We start from the raw sequence: 15,949 nt of genomic DNA on the forward strand, positions 1-15,949 counted from the left end.
GGTTTCCCTCCCCTTACTCGGCGGCCGCGGCGTGGGCCGCGCGATGCTTTTCCGCAGCGTCCAGCACCGCCTTGACGATGTTGTGGTAGCCCGTGCAGCGGCAGATATTGCCTTCGAGCTCGTGGCGGACGGTCGCCTCGTCGAGCACGCCGTCATGACGGCGGATCATGTCGACGCTCGCCATGATCATGCCCGGCGTGCAATAGCCGCACTGCAGGCCGTGATGCTCGTGGAAGGCCTGCTGGACGGGGTGCAGGGTCCCGCCCTCGGCAAGGCCCTCGATGGTCGTCACCGCCGCGCCGTCGGCAGCGACGGCGAGCACGGTACAGCTCTTCACCGCGACGCCGTCGAGATGGACCGTGCAGGCGCCGCACTGGGTCGTGTCGCAGCCGACATGGGTGCCGGTGAGCCCGACATGCTCGCGGATGAACTGGACGAGCAGCGTACGGTCCTCGACCTCCCGCGTTTCCGGCTTGCCGTTGATCGTGATGGTCACTTGGGACATGGGGCTTCCTTTCACGCTACCGGACGATCAGCGCCGCGACGATGACGACGGCGACAACCGCAAGGCCGACGAGGAGATAGGGCGAGCGGCCTTGCGGCGGCACGGCCTCCACGGACGGGGCGGCCTCGACGACAGCAGCGGGAGCCACATCGTCCTGCGCCGCCGATGCCGCCTGCGCGGCCAGCTTCTCGAAGAATTCGTCGGCCAGCTTCTTGGCGGTGGAATCGATGAGCCGCGCGCCGAGCTGGGCGAGCTTGCCGCCGACCTGCGCCTTGGCGAGATAGGTCAGCACGGTCTGCGCGCCGTCTTCGGCAAGGTGCACGTCCGCACCGCCCTTGGCGAAACCGGCGACGCCCCCTTTTCCCTCGCCGGAGATCGTCAGGCTTTCCGGCGCGTTGACGTTGGAAAGCGCGACATTGCCGGCGAACGTCGCCTTGACCGGGCCGATCTTCGTCGTGACGCGGGCGGCAAAGCCGGTCTCCGGCGTGCCTTCCAGGCTGTCGCAGCCCGGGATGCAGGCGCGAAGCACGGCGGGATCGTTGATGAGCGCCCAGACCTCTTCGCGCCGGGCGGCGATGCGGTATTCGCCCTTCATATCCATGGACTGTTCTCCTCCGTCACGTCACTTGCCGCCGGCGACCGCCTCGAAGAACGAGAGGTCGAGGTATTTTTCGATATCGGTGAGCGTCTCGCCGCCCTTGCCGTAGCGCGAGCGCAGGTCGAGGACCGTCCTCATGCCGTCCGGCAGGATGTGCGCGCCGGGGGTGAGGCCGGATCGCGGCGAAAGCAGGCTCGCCATGATCGACGGCACCGCCGCCGGCTGGATATCCGGCATCCGGCTCTGGAGGAGCGCGGCACCGGCCTCGCGGTTCGCCGGATCGAGCGTCCAGGCAAGCCCCTTCAGATAGGCGCGGATGAACGCCTTCACCGTTTCCGGGTTTTCCGCGGCATAGGCGCGCCGGGCGGCGATGGTCCCGCCCTGGTAGCTGGCGAAATGGTTCGAGGAGACGTCAAGCACGTTGAAGCCCGAGCGCCGGGCGATGCTGGTGAAGGGCTCGATGGTGAGGGTCGCGGCATGGTCGCCGGCCTTGACCGACTGCCAGCGCTGCGGCGTCGCGCCGACGGCGGCGAAGGTCACGTCGTCACGGCCAAGGCCGCTCTTCTCCATCATGTCGAAGAGCACGAAGGCAAAGCCGGTGGTCAGCGCATCGAGCGCGATCGAGCGGCCCTTCAGGTCCGCATAGGCCTTGACCTCGGGCGCCGTGACGATGGCGAGCTCGAGCTGGGTCGCGCCCGTCAGCACCACGTAATCAGGATCGACGCCGTCCGCTGCCGCGCCCTGCCCTTCCCCGTAGGCGACGACATTGTCGAAGGCGGTGAAGACGATGTCGAATTCGCCGGCGGCGGTCCGTTCCGCCTGCGCGACGGAACTTGCGGTCAGCGCCAGTTCGACCGCAAGGCCCTCGTCGGCGAAATAGCCCTTCTCGATGGCGGCGAAGGTCGGCAGGTTCGGCGCGCCCGGAAACGCGATGATGCGGACGGGCTTCAGGTCACTCATTCAAAGTCCTCCTCAGGACGCGTTGCGTCCAGTGTTCATGGCGCGCCAGACGGTCGCCGGCGTGACCGGCATCTGGATGTCCGTGACGCCGAATTCCGAAAGCGCGTCGACGACGGCGTTGACGACGGTGGCGAGCGCCGGCGTCGTGCCGCCCTCGCCGCCGGCCTTGATGCCGAGCGGGTTGGTCGGCGAGAAGACCTCGGCGATCTCGCAGGTGAAGCTCGGCATGGTATCGGAACGCGGCATGCCGTAGTCCATCAACGAGCCGGCCAGCGGCTGGCCGCTCTCCGCATCGATGGCGCAGAGCTCCCACATGGCCTGGCCGACGCCCTGCGCGATGCCGCCATGGGTCTGGCCGTGGACGATCAGCGGATTGATGCAGCGCCCGACATCGTCGATCGACGTGTAGCGGACGATCTGCACATGGCCGGTTTCACGGTCGACCTCGACCTCGCAGATCGCCGCGCCGTTCGGGAAGACCGGTGTGTGCATCTCGTTGTCGCGCACGACGCGCAGCGTGCCGTGGCTGGCGCGGGTGCGCCGGCCGAGCTCAAAGATATCGACCGCATGATTGGTGTTGCGCTGCCTGAAGACGCCGCCCTCGAAATCGATCTCGCCGGGCGTGGTGCCAAGCAGCTCGGCGGAGCGCCTGCGGCCTTCCGCCAGAAGATCGGCCGAGGCCATGGCCATGACCGTGCCGGCATGGCGCATCGAGCGGCCGGAATGCGAGCCGCCGCCGACGCTGACGATGTCGGTGTCGCCGATGACGATCCAGACCTTCTCGACCGGGACCTGCAGCATATCCGCCACGACCTGGGCAAAGCTCGTCTCATGGCCCTGCCCGCTCGGCTGGGTGCCGATGACGACCTCGACGGTTCCGTCGTCCTTGATCTCGATCTCGGCGCGCTCCTTCGGCGTGCCGATGGAGGATTCAACATAGTTGGCGAAACCCCGGCCGAGCAGCTTGCCGCGGGTGGCGGCCTCCGCCTTGCGGGCCTCGAACGTCGACCATTCGGCAAGCTCGAGCGCCCGATCCATGTTCTTTTCGTATTCGCCGCTGTCGTAGACCGAGCCGACCGCATTGACATAGGGCATGGCGGAGGGCGGAACGAGGTTCATGCGGCGCAGTTCCAGCTTGTCGAAACCGAGCTGGTCGGCAGCAAGCTCGCACATGCGCTCGATGGCGAAGGTCACTTCCGGGCGGCCGGAGCTGCGGTAGGCCTGCGTGCACATCGTATTGGAGAACACGGCGCGGGCACGCAGCGTCGCATAGGGAATGTCGTAGGAGCCGGTGATCAGGCCGGAGCCCTTGCTGAGCGGCGAGAGCGAGACGGCCCGGCCGCCGACATTCGACAGGTTGTCGGCGCGCATCGCCAGGAACCTGCCGTCCTTGCGGATCGCCAGTTCCACCTTGGTCACGAGGTCGCGGCCCTGATAGTCGGTCAGGAAGGATTCCGAGCGGGTGGCGGTGAACTTCACCGGCCGGCCGAGCTTACGGGAAGCCCAGAGCACGAGGCCGAATTCCACATAGACGCGGTTGCGGGTGCCGAAATTGCCGCCGACGTCGAAGGACAGGACGCGCAGGTCCTTCGGCTCGATGCCGAGGACCTTGGAAAGCTCGTTCTTCTGGCGCACCGCCCCGCCGCTGCCGGCATAGAGCGTGTAGCGCTTCGTCTCCGGATCGTAGGAGCCGAGCGAGGCGCGCGGCTCCATCGTCACGCCGGTGACGCGATGGATGTGGAATTCCGCCTTGACCACATGGTCCGCCGCGGCGAAGGCGGCATTGGTGCCCTCGACGTCGCCGAAGGTCGTGTCGATGAAGACGTTGCCCGGAACCTCGTCCCAGACGGCCGGCGCGCCCGGCTCGGCGGCCTTGGCCGTATCCGTCACGAAGGGCAGCTCCTCCCAGTCGACCATCACCTTTTCCGCGCCGTCGGCGGCCTGCGCCGCCGTCTCGGCGACGACGATCGCCACCGCCTCGCCGACATGGCGGGCCTTGTCGGCAGGCAGGAGGTAATGCGGGCCGGTAAAGGCGTGGCTGCCGTCCTTGGCCCTCAGCTTCATGTCGAAATTGGTGGAGGGGACCGGATTGTGCGGGATCGGCAGGATGTTGTCGGCAAGGATGTCCTCGCCCGTCAGCACGAGAAGGACGCCGGGGCTTTCCAGGGCTTCCGTCTTGTCGATGCCGTTGATGCGCGCATGCGGATAGGGCGAGCGGACGATGGCCGCATAGGTCTGGCCGGGCAGCGAGAAATCGTCGGAAAACCGGCCCTTGCCGGTGATCAGGCGGCCGTCCTCCTTGCGCGGGAGGGGCTTGCCGACGTGGCGGAACAGCGCCTCCTGCACCAGCTTCATCTCCGGCGAAAGCTCGGCCGGCTTCGGCTGTTTCAGCGGATGCACGACCTCGCCGGCCGAGGCGGTGTTCTGCAGACTGCTCATGGCTCCTCCCTATTCCGTATGCGCGGCGGCCGGGCCGTTTCCGGCATCCACCGCCTTCTTGCACACGGCATGCGCTATGCCGTTGCTCTTCGTATTAATGTATGACAGTATGGCGGTCATAATGCAAACGAAAAGATCGCCCTTGACAGGAGGGCGATTGCCATAGCCGGCTCGGCGCTTCGGAAAGGTTTGGGAGAACAACATGACAGCATCCGCGCGCAAGGCGCCGCTCGACTTGCAGGAGCATATCGAGAGACTGGAGGCCAAGGGCCTCATCACCCGGATCCAGGTTCCGATCGACAAGGACAGCGAGCTGCATCCGCTGGCGCGCTGGCAGTTCCAGGGCGGCCTGCCGGACGAGCAGCGCCGCGGCTTCCTCTTCACCGACGTGAAGGGCGCCAGGGGCGAGAACTACGATATCCCGGTCGCCGTCGGCGTCCTTGCCGCTTCGCCCGCCATCTACGCCGCCGGCCTCGGCGTTTCCGAAGAGGAAATCGGCGACGTCTGGGTCAATGCCATGGAACACCCCATCGACCCGGTCACGGTCGAGGACGCGCCCTGCCAGGAAGTCGTCATCACCGGCGACGAGTTGAGGCAGGAGGGCAAGGGCCTCGGCTCGCTGCCCGTGCCGGTCTCCACGCCCGGCTTCGACAGTGCCCCCTATTTCACCGCCACGCTCTGCATCACGCGGGACCCGGAAAACGGCATCCGCAACATGGGCACCTACCGCGCCGCCCTCAAGGCGGAAGACCGCCTCGGCGTGCGCATGGCGAGCCGCCTGTCCGGCGCCGGCGGCTACCAGCACTGGCTGAAATACCAGAAGATGGGCAAGCCCATGCCCTGCGCCATCGTCATCGGCTGCGCGCCCGCCGTCCTCTTCACCGGCCCGCAGAAGTTGCCGATCGACCAGGACGAGCTCGGCGTCGCCGGCGGCCTGATCGGCCAGCCGATCCGCATCGTCAAGTGCAAGACCATCGACCTCGAGGTGCCGGCCGACGCGGAAATCGTCATCGAGGGCCTGATCGACCCGGTCCTGCTGGAACCGGAAGGCCCGTTCGGCGAAAGCCACGGCCATGTCGCGCTGGAAGACTTCAACATGTCCATGCAGGTGACGGCGATCACCCGCAAGAAGAAGCCGGTCCTCGTCTCCATCGTCAGCCAGGTCACGCCGAGCGAATCGAGCGTGCTCAAGCGCGTGGCCTACGAGCCCCTGTTCCTCAACCACCTGAAGAAGGTGCTGAACGTCAAGGGCATCAAGCGCGTCGTCATGCATGAGCCGCTCACCAACATCCGCAAGGTGATCTTCCTGGAATTCGACCGCTCGGCGCCGCAATCGGAAATCTGGCGCGGCCTGCAGGGCGCGGCGACGCTGCAGGCCCAGTGCGGCAAGATCGTCATCGCCGTTTCCGACGATATCGACAGCCGCAACGCGGACGCCGTCTTCTGGTCGCTCGCCTACCGGGCCAACATGATCGACGACGTGCATGTCACGCCCTACCGCTCCGGCGGCCACGGGCCGAAATCCGGCTCGAAGAACGCCGAGGGCACGCTGCTGATCGACGCGACGCTGAAGGCGCCCATGCCGCCGCTGGCGCTTCCGGCCGAGCCCTACATGGTCAGGGCGCGCAGGATCTGGGAGGACCTCCAGCTTCCCCGCCTCTCGCCGCAGCCGCCGTGGCACGGCTATTCGCTGGGCGACTGGAGCGACCTGTGGACCCGGTTCGCCGATGCGGCCGTTGCCGGCGACTGGCGCGAGACGGGCGAGAACACGCTGGCGCGCCGACAAGGCGGCATGAAGCCGGAAACGCCGGTGCGCGACATCGAAAAATAGCGCCGGCACGAAAAAACACGGCAGGCGGCCCGCCGGTCGCCTGCATCGCGGCTTGCCCGGTTCCCCGAATATGGCAAGAGATGACGAAAGCGTGATTTTCTCGTATGACAATCATGCGGTCACACCGAGATGAGCCCCGTCACGAGGACACCATGAGCACACCGTTTGAAGAAACCTTGAACCCGCTGGTCCACGAACCTGCTCCCTTGCGCAACAAGATCATGAATTCGCTGCGCAAGGCGATCGAGACCGGCGCGCTGGAGCCGGGCACGCACCTGGTCGAGAAGGACCTGTGCGAGAAGCTCAATGTCAGCCGCACCTCGCTTCGCGAGGCGCTGCGCCAGCTTCAGGCCGAAGGTGTCCTCACCGACCACAACAACCGCGGCCTGACCGTGGTGACGGTGACCCGCACCGATGCGGACAACATCTACCGCATCCGCGGCGTGCTGGAGCCGCTCATCGTCGAGCAGTTCATCGAAAACGCCCCGGACGAGGAAATCGAGGCCCTGAAAAAGCAGAGCGAACGGCTGAAGAAAGCCTATCTGGAAGGCAATGCCGAAGAGATCGTCGCCACCAAGCGGGAGTTCTACGACCGCATCTGCACGGGAGCGCGCAATCCCATCGCCTTCGACCTTCTGAAGAAGCTCACCCTGCTGACCTCTCCTCTTCGCCGCAGCTCGGTCGTGCGCCCGGAGCGCCGGAACCAGAGCATTCAGGAAATCGACGCGATCGTGGCGGGCATCGCCGCGCGCGACAAGGCCGCGGCCAAGGCGGCCGCCGAGGCGCATGTCGCCAATGCGGCCGTGTCGGCCTTCCGCGTCGCCTATACGTCGTAACCGCAGGACAATCGCATGCGCCGCTTCATCGTCGCCATCACCGGAGCTTCCGGCATCATCTACGGCGTGCGGGCGCTGCAACTGCTTCGCGCGGTCGAGGATATCGAGACCCATGCGGTGATCTCGCCCTCGGCCTACCGCACCGCGCAGGACGAGATCGACATGAGCGCCGACGCGCTCAAGGGACTTGCCGACGTGGTCTACAGCCACAAGGACATCGGCGCGGCCATCTCCTCCGGTTCGTTCCGCACCGCCGGCATGCTGGTCGCTCCCTGCTCGGTGAAGACCCTGAGCGGGATCGCCAACTGCTACAACGACGAGCTGATCGTGCGGGCTGCGGATGTCTGCCTCAAGGAGCGCCGGCGCGTCGTGCTGCTCTTCCGCGAAACGCCGCTCCATGCCGGCCATATCGCGCTGATGGACCAGGCGACCCGCAACGGCGCGATCGTCATGCCGCCGGTCCCCGCCTTCTATACGATGCCGAAGACCATCGACGACATGGTCACGCAGACGGTCGGGCGGGCGCTCGACCTCTTCGACATTCACCTGCCCGCCGTCAGACGCTGGAAGGACGACGGCTGACCGTAAGCCCGGGGTGTTACAGCGCGGCGAGCGCGCCCTCGATGACGGCAAGGGCCTGCCGCGCCTGCGCATCCGGCTCGCCCTCGCGGAAATGACGCAGGACGAGGGAAAGATTGTCCCCGGCCGGGCCCGGCGCGGCGCCGGCAAGCGCGGCGCCCTCGGCCTCCAGAAGCGCAAGCGCGATCTTTTCCGACGCAAGCTCCACGGCCTTGACGCCGTTGCGCAGGTTCTCGGTCTGCGGGCCCGGGGCGGGATGGGGGCCGGTCTTCAGCCGGCGGCGCACCGCCCGCAAGGGCTTGATCACCTCGTCGCGCCAGGCCTTCACGAGGCCGTCGATCCGTGCGAGTTCGCTTGGCGTCAACGCCACGGAGGAGCTGGCAAGCCAGGCGGAGAACAGAAGGACCGGCACGTCGACGCCGCTTTCGTCCTGAAGGACGAGGCAGGCGTCGCTGACGCCCGGGGCGCCGTAAAGGCGCAAGGCAAAGGCCCAAAGCCCCTCATTCTCGCTCGACATGATATCCCTCCCCTGCTGCGCCCGATGTACCAGACCCGCTTGCGGCAGGAAAGGATCTCCCGCCTATGCCGCTTCTACCTGCGCAAGTTCGGCAAGGATGGAGAGCGCGATGTCGCCGGCGCTCTTGCTTCCGGCGAAAAGGCCCGCGGGCCCATGGATCCGCTCGCGGCTCGCGCGGTCGAAGCCCAGCGCCTCCAGCTTTTCAAGGCGCAGGCGATGGGTCGCATGGCTTCCCATCGCGCCGAGATAGAAGGCATCGGTCGCAAGCGCGGCGGGAAGCAGCGCCATCTCCCAGTCGTGGTCGTGGAACATGAAGACGATTGCCGTCAGCGCATCGGCTTCGAGGGGCGGCGTGCGGCCGTGCCCCGTCAGGCGCACCGTCGCAGCGCCGAGCGCTGCCAGCCGCTCCAGCGTCGGTTCATCATAGGACCAGCCGATCACCTCGAAGCCCGCGACCTGCGCCATCCGGGCGAGCTGGACGGTCGCCGGCCCGACACCGGCGATAATCAGCCGCTTGCGCGGCCGGTAGAGACGGACCATGCGGGCATTGAAGCGATTGTCGGGATCGATGGGAAGCTCCGCCGTCTGGCGCTGCTTCAGCCGCCTGTCGATGGCGATCAGGCTCTCCGCGCCGATGCCGACGTCGAAGAAGAGTTCGATCGCGCTGCCGCAGGGAAGCTGGATATCGAAATATTTCGATCCGCGGCCGTAGCGGACCAGCCGGTTCCCGCTGGCGGCGATGGCATCGAGCGCTTCGGCGACGACGGCCCGTTCGATGCAGCCGCCGGAGAGATAGCCCACCCAGTCGCCCGTTTCGGATACGGCCATCTGCGCGCCGGGAAAGCGCGGCGAGGAGCCCTCGATCCTGACGAGCGTGACAAGGGCCAGCCTCTCGCCGCGCGAGAGCCGTTCGATCGCGAAATCGAGGACGTAGTCATCGAAGACGTCCCATTCGCCCTGCCCGTTTCGCATCGCCGTCAGCTCCCGTTCAGGCCACGAGGTCTTTCAGCGCGGCGGCGATGCGCTCCGGAACCTCCAGCGGCGAGAAATGCCGCACGCCGTCCATCACCTCGATGCGGGCGCCCCTGATATTGTCGGCAAGATAGCCGGCCATGTCCGGCGGCGTGGCGTAGTCTTGCGAGCCGACGCGGATTTCGCAGGGGAAGGTAAAGCCCGGGAGGAACGCCCGCAGGTCCGCCGCGCCGAGCATGGCGCAGGTCGCCGCATAGGCCGGCAGGTCGTTGGCGAGGAAGACGCCCACGGCCTGCTCCACGACGGCCGGGTTCGCCTCGCGGAAGGCATCGCCGAACCAGCGCGTCTTCTGGAAGCCGACCAGTGCGGAAAGGCCTTCGTTCCTCGCTTTTTCGGCGCGCTCGGCCCAGGCGGCCGGAGCGTTCTCGCCATACCAGGCGGTGGTGTCGAAAAGACCGAGCCCTCGCACCCGCCCGGAGTGCCGGCCGGCAAAGGCCAGAGAGACGCAGCCCCCCATCGAGGCGCCGGCGACGATGGCCGAAGGCCAGCCGACATGGTCCATCAGGTCGGCGATGTCGTCGGCGAACTGCTCGACGCTGTAGGGGCCTTCCGGCTTGTCCGACCGGCCATGGCCGCGGCAGTCGAAGGTGAGCACGCTCGCCGTTCCCTCCAGCGCCTTGACGGTCGCGTCCCAGAACGTCTTGTCCATGGCGAGCGAGTGGACGAGGACGATGCGGCCGGAGCCGCTCCCCGGCACGAGGCGGTAGGAAAGGCGCGCGCCGTCCCGCGCCGTTGCGAAATCGGATCCTGCATTGGACATTCTGGATTTCCTCTGTCGTCGTTGTGTCGATCCTGCCGGCGGCCGCTGCGGCCGCCGGTCCGGGCCCGGCGGATCAGCCGGCCGCCGCGTGGGGCGCGCCCTTGGGAAGGTCGAACAGGCCGCGCGGCAGGCTTTCCATGAAGGCCAGCACTTCCGGGCTTTCGATCACGTCGGCGTATTTGGCGTTGAGGTCGCAGAGCGCCATCGCATGGCTCGCCTCGGACCGCTCGAAGCAGGCGTCCTCCACCATCGTCACCCGGTAATTGTGGCTGAAGGCGTCGACGACCGTCGCACGCACGCAGCCGCTCGTCGCCGTGCCCGTGACGATGAGGCTGTCGCAGCCGAGCTGGGTGAGGTAGCCGAGGAGATTGGTACCGTGGAAGCCGCTCGGCTTCTGTTTATAGACCACGATATCCTGCGCACCCGGCGCGACCTGCGGCATGATCTCGTTGCCCTTCCGGTTCGACCCGGCGGGCTTTTCCCCGGTGCGGGCATTCTTCCACGCCCAGGCGCCGGCATCCCAGTTGTCGTCGCGGCGGATCCCGGTCGTGTAGATCACCGGCAGCTCGCGGTCGTGCGCGACGTCGATCAGCTTGCGGATGACCGGCAGGGCATCCCACGCCGCCTCCCCGCCGGACTGGCGCCAGCGCTTGATGGATTCGAGAACCGGCTCGCGCCGGTCGCCGCAGAAGGCGTAGTTCACGTCGATGACGAGCAGGGCGGGCCTTTTTCCAAATCCCTGCCGCACGCCGTAGCCGGCAAGCGCGAAGACCTGTTTATCCCGCTCCGTCAGGAACTTGTCCCAGATTCTCTCAGCCATTCAATCCTCCCGAAACATGGACAAAACCGGGCAAGGCACGCCCTGCGCGCCTGCCGACTTGACTTATGCCACAGATGTGTTTGTATGGCAAACACACATTATGACAAGCCTACATTGATGAGGCGATGTCGTGTGGCTCCGGCCCTCGAGGGCCCGAGGAACGATTCAAGGCTTTTGGGAGGAGGCGCATATGGTGTCCAGGATAGTTGTCGGCAGCCGCTGGTTCGCAATCGCGGGAGGCTTCGCCGCCGCGCTCGCATTCACCCCGGCTCATGCAGGAGAGGTCTGGAAACACGGCATCGTCGAGGCCAAGGGAGACTCGGGCTTCCTGTTCCAGGCCGCCGAAGGGGGCTTCGGCGAGAAGCGCGGCCTCGATATCGACATGGTCGAGTTTACCGGCGGGCCGACGGCCCTCAAGGCGCTCATCGCCGGCGAGCTCGACAGTTTCGAGGCAAGCCCCGTCGTGGCCTTCGCCGCCATGCACCAGAACGCCGACATCAAGATCATCGGCTGCGACTGGCCGGGCATGACCTACACGGTCTTCGCCGCCAGGGACATCAACTCGCCGGCCGATCTCAAGGGCAAGGCGATCGGCGTTTCGGCGCCGGGTTCGCTGCCGGCGCTCTTTGCGCAGCTCGCGCTGGAAGCGGCCGGGGTTGCCGCCACGGACGTGACCTATGCCAATGCCGGCGGCAGCGCGGACCGCGTGCGCGCCATCAGCTCCGGCGTCGTCGCCGCCGCGGCGAGCTCCAGCGAATTTGCCGTCAGCGCCGATACGCTCAACGTCAAGCCGCTGCTCGCCGGCGCGGAAGTGACGCCCAAATTCGTCAAGGTCTGCATCATGACGACCGGTGCCAAGATCGCCGAGCGCCGCGCCGACATGGTGAACTTCCTCGCCGCCGAGATGGAGGGCCTTGCCCACGCCATCGGGAGCAAGGAGGCGATGGTCGCGCTGGCGCGCAAGGTCGCACACCTGCCCGAAGACGACAAGACGGCCGAATTCATCTACGATGAGGCGATAAAGTACAACGCGGTCTCCGCGACCCTCGATATCCCGCTGGAGAACCTGCAATGGACGGACGACCAGATGGTCCGTCTCGGCGCGCTGCCGGAAAAGGCCGACGTCAGCACCTTCGTCGATACGAGCCTGCGCGAGGAAGCGCTGGCGGCCGTCGAAAAGAAGTAACGCGTTCATTCGAGGAGGATCCTGCATGGCCCATCTGGAAGTGCAGAATATCGTCAAGACCTTCAGCACACGATCCGGCGTTGCGTTCGCACGCGCGCTGGACGGGGTCTCATTCGACGTCGAGAAGGGCGAGATCATCGCGCTGATCGGCCCCAGCGGCTGCGGGAAGACGACCTGTCTGCGCATCATCATGGGCCTCGAAACCGCATCGTCCGGCCAGGTTCGCGTGGCCGGGCGCGCGGTCTCGGGCTGCGGCTACGACCGCGGCATGGTCTTCCAGCACGCCGAGCTCCTGCCCTGGCGCAACACGCTCAGCAATGTCGGCTACGGCCTCGAGATGAAGGGCGTCAGGGAGCCGGAACTGTCGAAGGCGTCCAGCCACTATCTCGAGCTCGTCGGCCTTGGCCATGCCGCCAGGCGCAGGCCGCACCAGCTTTCGGGCGGCATGAAGCAGCGCGCCGGCATCGCCCGGGCGCTCGCCATCGACCCCGAGGTCCTGCTGATGGACGAGCCGTTCGGCGCGCTCGATTCCCAGACGCGCGAGACGCTTCACGGCGAGCTCCTGTCGATCCACGGCAAGACGGGCAAGACGATCATCATCGTCACCCACGACCTCGACGAGGCCGTCATGCTGGCCGACCGCGTCATCGTGATGCAGAAGGGCGCGGTCAGCGAGATCGTCCCCATCGAGATCGGCCGCGACCGGCAGGACATGCGCGCCGTGCGCACGTCCGCGGAATATTCCAAGAAACGCACGTTGATCTGGGAAGCCCTCCACGATCACGAGACCCAGGCAGCCTGAGAGGATCGATACCATGTCCACAGCAACGCAGCCCGACGGCGCGCTGTCCTCCGGGCAGGCCGAAACCGTAAACCGCCGCTGGTCCGTGCCGAACTGGATGATCACGACCATTTCCGTGGTCATCGCCCTCCTGATCTGGGAATATTTCGGCCGGCACGCCAATCCGCTGCTCGCCACCTACCCCACCGCGATCCTGGTGGCCGCCGGCAACATGTTCAGCGACGGACGGCTTCTCTCCGCGCTTCTCCAAAGCAGCCAGCCCTTCGTCGCCGGCTATATCGCCGCGGTCGTCCTCGGCATTCCGGCGGGCCTGCTGCTCGGCCGCTACCGCCTGTTCGAGGCCGGCTTCGGCATCTATGTCACCGCCGGCTACGCGACGCCGCTGATCGCCCTCGTCCCGCTGATGATCCTCTGGTTCGGGCTGGGCTTTGCGGTCAAGGCGGTCATCGTCTTCCTGCTCTCCTTCTTCCCGATCTGCCTGAATACGTGGTTCGGCGTGAAGGCCGTGCCGAAGACGCTGATCGAGGTGGGCACGGCCTTCTGCGCGCCGCAGTCGCAGATCATGCGCGGCATCATCCTGCCGGCGACGATCCCCTATATCATGGCGGGCCTCAGGCTCGGGATCGGCAAGGCCGTGATCGGCATCGTGATCGCGGAATTCCAGACGGCGATCTCGGGCCTCGGCGGCATCATCATCACCTCGGCCAACGCCTTCAGGACCGCCGAGATGTTCGTGCCGATCGTCCTGATCATGGTCATCGCGGTCGTCCTCACGGAACTCGTCGGCTCGCTCGAACGGATCGTCGCGCCCTGGCAGAGCGAGATCACGGGACAGGATTCCGCATAAGCACCATCGGCCAACGCAACACGGACTGAAGGAAGAGCGGGAAGGTGACCTTCCCGCTCTTCCTCTTTTTGCACCTACCGCTTCGGGCCCGTCTGCACGCGGATATCCTTCAGGCAGACGGCCGCAAGCAGCCCCAGCGCGATGGTGCCGGCCATGGTGAGGAACACCGGATGGAAGGCATCCGTATAGGCGGCGGCGACCAGCGCGCGGGCCCGTTCCGGCAGGGTCGCAAGTTCCGCGGGCGTCAGGCCCTCGATGCTCGCGACGCCCGGTATGGCGCCTGCCTTTCCGGTCACGAAGGCGGTCAGGATGGCGCCGTAGATGCTGATGGCGATCGAGGCGCCCGCCATGCGGGTCAGCGTGACGGCGCCGGTCGCCGCGCCGAGATCGGCCGTGCTGGCGGCATTCTGCACCCCGATCACCGGCACCTGCTGGCCGAAACCGACGCTGACGCCCTGGAGGAGCATCAACAGGCCGATCAGGTAGACCGGCGTGCCGGGATGGACCGTGGTGAACAGGGAGAAGGTGAGAAGGCTGCCGGTCGTGCTGATGATCGAGAAGATCTTGTAGCGGCCGGTCAGCGAGATCAGCCGCCCCGCCGTCAGCGAGCCGGCGGCGATGCCGCCCGTGAGCGCCATGAAGAGGAGGCCGGCCTGCGAGGGCGTGAGGCCCGTGGTGGTCTGCAGGAAGAGCGCGATATAGTTGACCGAGCCGATGCCGATCGCCCCGCTCACCAGGGAGACGACCAGCAGCAGGCTGACGGTCGGGTTGGCGAACAGGCCGAGCGGGATGATCGGCTCGGGCACCCGGCGCTCGACCTGGACCCAAGCGATAAGGCAGGCCGCGCCGAAGCACACCACCGCAAGGCTCTGCGGGGCGACCAGCGAACCGAAGATCTCGCGGCTGTCGGCCCAGAGCACCATGCTCGCCACCGCGCCGGCCAGAAGGATCGCGCCGGCATAGTCGATCTTCGGCCGGCGGCTCGGCTTGCGGTAGGGCAGGATGAAGGCAAGGCCCGTGAGCACGACAATGCCGATGGGCAGGTTGACGAGGAAGATCGAGCGCCAGCCGAAAAGGTCCGAGAGCACCCCGCCCAGCGTCGGGCCGACCGCGCCGGCCGCCATCAGCATCAGGCTGGAATAGCTCTGGTAGCGCGCCCGCACGCGCGGCTCGAAGAGATCGGCATTGATCGAGAAGATCGAGACCATGATGCCGCCGCCGCCGAGGCCCTGCAGCACGCGGGCGGCGATCAGCGTGTTCATCGACACCGCAAGGCCGCAGGCGAGCGAGCCGAGCGTGAAGATGAAGATCGCCGTCATCATCACGTATTTGCGGCCGAAGAGATCGCCCAGCTTGCCGTAGACCGGCATGACGGCGCTGGTCGCCAGCAGGTAGGCCGAGCCCACCCAGCCGAACCGCTCCAGCTCGCCGAACTCCCCGACGATGGTCGGAAGCGCGGTCGAGACGATCTGGTTGTCGAGGGCCGCCATGAACATGCCGGACATGAGCAGGCAGACGACCAGCATCCGACGGCGCGGATCGGGCACGAGCGAGGCATAGGCGGCATCGTCGTCGGTACGGAGGCGGGAATCCATGGGGCAACTCGGTCTGGAGTTTTGTCGGAGGCAGCTTATGTGCTTTCAGCACATATATGTCAATCGCACATATGTGACAAAGACACGAAATTTGTTTGGCACCGGGCGGAAATCTGCTAATGCTCGTGGCCATGAGCAGCGATGACGACGAAAAGACCGGCCCAAGCGCCTTCGCCCGCATCGGCGCGGCGATGGGGCGGATGCGCATCATGACCGGCCGGCGCTATATCGGGCGCCTTGCCATTTCGCGCGTCGGCGCGGGCCTGGAGCTTTCCCATCTCGACGTCCTCTCGCTGGTGCGGCGCCTCGGCCTCGAACAGGAGGTCACGGTCGGCGCGGTCGCCGAGCAACTGCGCATCGACCATTCGCGCGCAAGCCGCATCGTCACGGATCTCGTCAAGCGGGGCGTCGTGCGCCGCGCCGCCTCGCAGGAAGACGGCCGCCGCACCATCGTCACCCTGACGGAGGACGGCATGCAGCTTCTCGCCAGGGTGAACGGCGTCAAGGAAGAGGTCCTTGCGAAGGTCCTCGGCGACTGGTCGCAGGAAGACATGGCTGCCTTCGCGACCCTCTACACCCGCTTCATCGAAGGGCTCGAGGCACAGGCGCGGGATTTCGACGCCGAGAATGCCGGCAAATAAG

At 66.6% G+C, this 15,949-nt stretch carries 16 protein-coding genes; 7 read left to right on the top strand and 9 right to left on the bottom strand.

What is annotated here, in order from left to right:
• Positions 1-13: 13 nt before the first annotated feature.
• From HNQ66_RS08365 to HNQ66_RS08380, 4 genes are read right to left on the bottom strand one after another with little or no spacing between them, the layout of a single operon-like run.
• Positions 14-505 carry a (2Fe-2S)-binding protein gene (locus tag HNQ66_RS08365; protein WP_184142954.1) on the bottom strand — a complete coding sequence of 164 codons (492 nt, stop codon included), beginning with the start codon at positions 503-505 and terminating at the stop codon, positions 14-16.
• Positions 506-521: 16 nt separating this feature from the next.
• Positions 522-1,106, bottom strand: coding sequence for an SRPBCC family protein (locus tag HNQ66_RS08370; protein ID WP_184142957.1), 585 nt, complete (start codon positions 1,104-1,106; stop codon positions 522-524).
• A 21-nt stretch (positions 1,107-1,127) separates the two neighbouring features.
• Positions 1,128-2,063 carry an ABC transporter substrate-binding protein gene (locus HNQ66_RS08375; protein WP_184142960.1) on the bottom strand — a complete coding sequence of 312 codons (936 nt, stop codon included), beginning with the start codon at positions 2,061-2,063 and terminating at the stop codon, positions 1,128-1,130.
• Between the two features lie 12 nt (positions 2,064-2,075).
• Positions 2,076-4,502: a xanthine dehydrogenase family protein molybdopterin-binding subunit gene (locus HNQ66_RS08380; protein WP_184142963.1), complete on the bottom strand. Its 2,427-nt coding sequence runs from the start codon at positions 4,500-4,502 to the stop codon at positions 2,076-2,078.
• A gap of 202 nt (positions 4,503-4,704) precedes the next feature.
• Between HNQ66_RS08380 and HNQ66_RS08385 the strand changes: the two genes are divergently transcribed.
• The 3 genes from HNQ66_RS08385 (at position 4,705) to HNQ66_RS08395 (ending at position 7,751) form a co-directional block, all read left to right on the top strand.
• Positions 4,705-6,333 carry a UbiD family decarboxylase gene (locus HNQ66_RS08385; protein WP_184142966.1) on the top strand — a complete coding sequence of 543 codons (1,629 nt, stop codon included), beginning with the start codon at positions 4,705-4,707 and terminating at the stop codon, positions 6,331-6,333.
• A gap of 152 nt (positions 6,334-6,485) precedes the next feature.
• Positions 6,486-7,169, top strand: coding sequence for a GntR family transcriptional regulator (locus tag HNQ66_RS08390; protein ID WP_184142968.1), 684 nt, complete (start codon positions 6,486-6,488; stop codon positions 7,167-7,169).
• A gap of 15 nt (positions 7,170-7,184) precedes the next feature.
• A complete protein-coding gene (locus HNQ66_RS08395; RefSeq protein WP_184142972.1) occupies positions 7,185-7,751 on the top strand; it encodes a UbiX family flavin prenyltransferase in 567 nt (188 codons plus the stop codon).
• A 16-nt stretch (positions 7,752-7,767) separates the two neighbouring features.
• Here the strand turns inward: HNQ66_RS08395 and HNQ66_RS08400 are convergent, their stop codons facing one another.
• The 4 genes from HNQ66_RS08400 to HNQ66_RS08415 all read right to left on the bottom strand — a co-directional run bounded on the left by HNQ66_RS08400 (position 7,768) and on the right by HNQ66_RS08415 (position 10,877).
• Positions 7,768-8,265, bottom strand: a complete 498-nt coding sequence (locus HNQ66_RS08400; protein ID WP_184142975.1) for a TIGR02444 family protein — start codon at positions 8,263-8,265, stop codon at positions 7,768-7,770.
• A 63-nt stretch (positions 8,266-8,328) separates the two neighbouring features.
• Positions 8,329-9,237, bottom strand: coding sequence for an XdhC family protein (locus HNQ66_RS08405; protein ID WP_184142978.1), 909 nt, complete (start codon positions 9,235-9,237; stop codon positions 8,329-8,331).
• Between the two features lie 16 nt (positions 9,238-9,253).
• Entirely contained in the window at positions 9,254-10,057 is an 804-nt protein-coding gene (locus HNQ66_RS08410; protein ID WP_184142981.1) for an alpha/beta fold hydrolase, read from the bottom strand.
• Between the two features lie 73 nt (positions 10,058-10,130).
• On the bottom strand, positions 10,131-10,877 hold the full coding sequence (locus HNQ66_RS08415; RefSeq protein WP_184142984.1) for a cysteine hydrolase family protein: 747 nt from the start codon (positions 10,875-10,877) through the stop codon (positions 10,131-10,133).
• Between the two features lie 190 nt (positions 10,878-11,067).
• Here HNQ66_RS08415 and HNQ66_RS08420 point away from each other — a divergent pair, with 190 nt between their 5' ends.
• From HNQ66_RS08420 to HNQ66_RS08430, 3 genes are read left to right on the top strand one after another with little or no spacing between them, the layout of a single operon-like run.
• Complete coding sequence (locus HNQ66_RS08420; RefSeq protein WP_184142987.1) at positions 11,068-12,063, top strand: ABC transporter substrate-binding protein; 996 nt, start codon at positions 11,068-11,070, stop codon at positions 12,061-12,063.
• Positions 12,064-12,088: 25 nt separating this feature from the next.
• Positions 12,089-12,865 carry an ABC transporter ATP-binding protein gene (locus HNQ66_RS08425; RefSeq protein ID WP_184142990.1) on the top strand — a complete coding sequence of 259 codons (777 nt, stop codon included), beginning with the start codon at positions 12,089-12,091 and terminating at the stop codon, positions 12,863-12,865.
• A 13-nt stretch (positions 12,866-12,878) separates the two neighbouring features.
• Positions 12,879-13,712: an ABC transporter permease gene (locus HNQ66_RS08430; protein ID WP_184142993.1), complete on the top strand. Its 834-nt coding sequence runs from the start codon at positions 12,879-12,881 to the stop codon at positions 13,710-13,712.
• A gap of 74 nt (positions 13,713-13,786) precedes the next feature.
• Here HNQ66_RS08430 and HNQ66_RS08435 read toward each other — a convergent pair whose 3' ends face one another.
• Complete coding sequence (locus HNQ66_RS08435) at positions 13,787-15,307, bottom strand: MDR family MFS transporter (protein WP_184142996.1); 1,521 nt, start codon at positions 15,305-15,307, stop codon at positions 13,787-13,789.
• Positions 15,308-15,426: 119 nt separating this feature from the next.
• On the opposite strand from HNQ66_RS08435, the gene HNQ66_RS08440 reads away from it, so the two are divergent.
• Complete coding sequence (locus HNQ66_RS08440; RefSeq protein ID WP_246434236.1) at positions 15,427-15,948, top strand: MarR family winged helix-turn-helix transcriptional regulator; 522 nt, start codon at positions 15,427-15,429, stop codon at positions 15,946-15,948.
• Position 15,949: the final 1 nt, after the last annotated feature.

This window comes from Shinella fusca (assembly GCF_014203155.1).
Lineage (GTDB): Bacteria > Pseudomonadota > Alphaproteobacteria > Rhizobiales > Rhizobiaceae > Shinella > Shinella fusca.

Coding starts and splice junctions, on each gene's coding strand:
- HNQ66_RS08365 (WP_184142954.1), bottom strand. CDS start 505: ATGTCCCAAGTGACCATCACGATCAACGGCAAGCCGGAAACGCGGGAG.
- HNQ66_RS08370 (WP_184142957.1), bottom strand. CDS start 1,106: ATGGATATGAAGGGCGAATACCGCATCGCCGCCCGGCGCGAAGAGGTC.
- HNQ66_RS08375 (WP_184142960.1), bottom strand. CDS start 2,063: ATGAGTGACCTGAAGCCCGTCCGCATCATCGCGTTTCCGGGCGCGCCG.
- HNQ66_RS08380 (WP_184142963.1), bottom strand. CDS start 4,502: ATGAGCAGTCTGCAGAACACCGCCTCGGCCGGCGAGGTCGTGCATCCG.
- HNQ66_RS08385 (WP_184142966.1), top strand. CDS start 4,705: ATGACAGCATCCGCGCGCAAGGCGCCGCTCGACTTGCAGGAGCATATC.
- HNQ66_RS08390 (WP_184142968.1), top strand. CDS start 6,486: ATGAGCACACCGTTTGAAGAAACCTTGAACCCGCTGGTCCACGAACCT.
- HNQ66_RS08395 (WP_184142972.1), top strand. CDS start 7,185: ATGCGCCGCTTCATCGTCGCCATCACCGGAGCTTCCGGCATCATCTAC.
- HNQ66_RS08400 (WP_184142975.1), bottom strand. CDS start 8,265: ATGTCGAGCGAGAATGAGGGGCTTTGGGCCTTTGCCTTGCGCCTTTAC.
- HNQ66_RS08405 (WP_184142978.1), bottom strand. CDS start 9,237: ATGCGAAACGGGCAGGGCGAATGGGACGTCTTCGATGACTACGTCCTC.
- HNQ66_RS08410 (WP_184142981.1), bottom strand. CDS start 10,057: ATGTCCAATGCAGGATCCGATTTCGCAACGGCGCGGGACGGCGCGCGC.
- HNQ66_RS08415 (WP_184142984.1), bottom strand. CDS start 10,877: ATGGCTGAGAGAATCTGGGACAAGTTCCTGACGGAGCGGGATAAACAG.
- HNQ66_RS08420 (WP_184142987.1), top strand. CDS start 11,068: ATGGTGTCCAGGATAGTTGTCGGCAGCCGCTGGTTCGCAATCGCGGGA.
- HNQ66_RS08425 (WP_184142990.1), top strand. CDS start 12,089: ATGGCCCATCTGGAAGTGCAGAATATCGTCAAGACCTTCAGCACACGA.
- HNQ66_RS08430 (WP_184142993.1), top strand. CDS start 12,879: ATGTCCACAGCAACGCAGCCCGACGGCGCGCTGTCCTCCGGGCAGGCC.
- HNQ66_RS08435 (WP_184142996.1), bottom strand. CDS start 15,307: ATGGATTCCCGCCTCCGTACCGACGACGATGCCGCCTATGCCTCGCTC.
- HNQ66_RS08440 (WP_246434236.1), top strand. CDS start 15,427: ATGCTCGTGGCCATGAGCAGCGATGACGACGAAAAGACCGGCCCAAGC.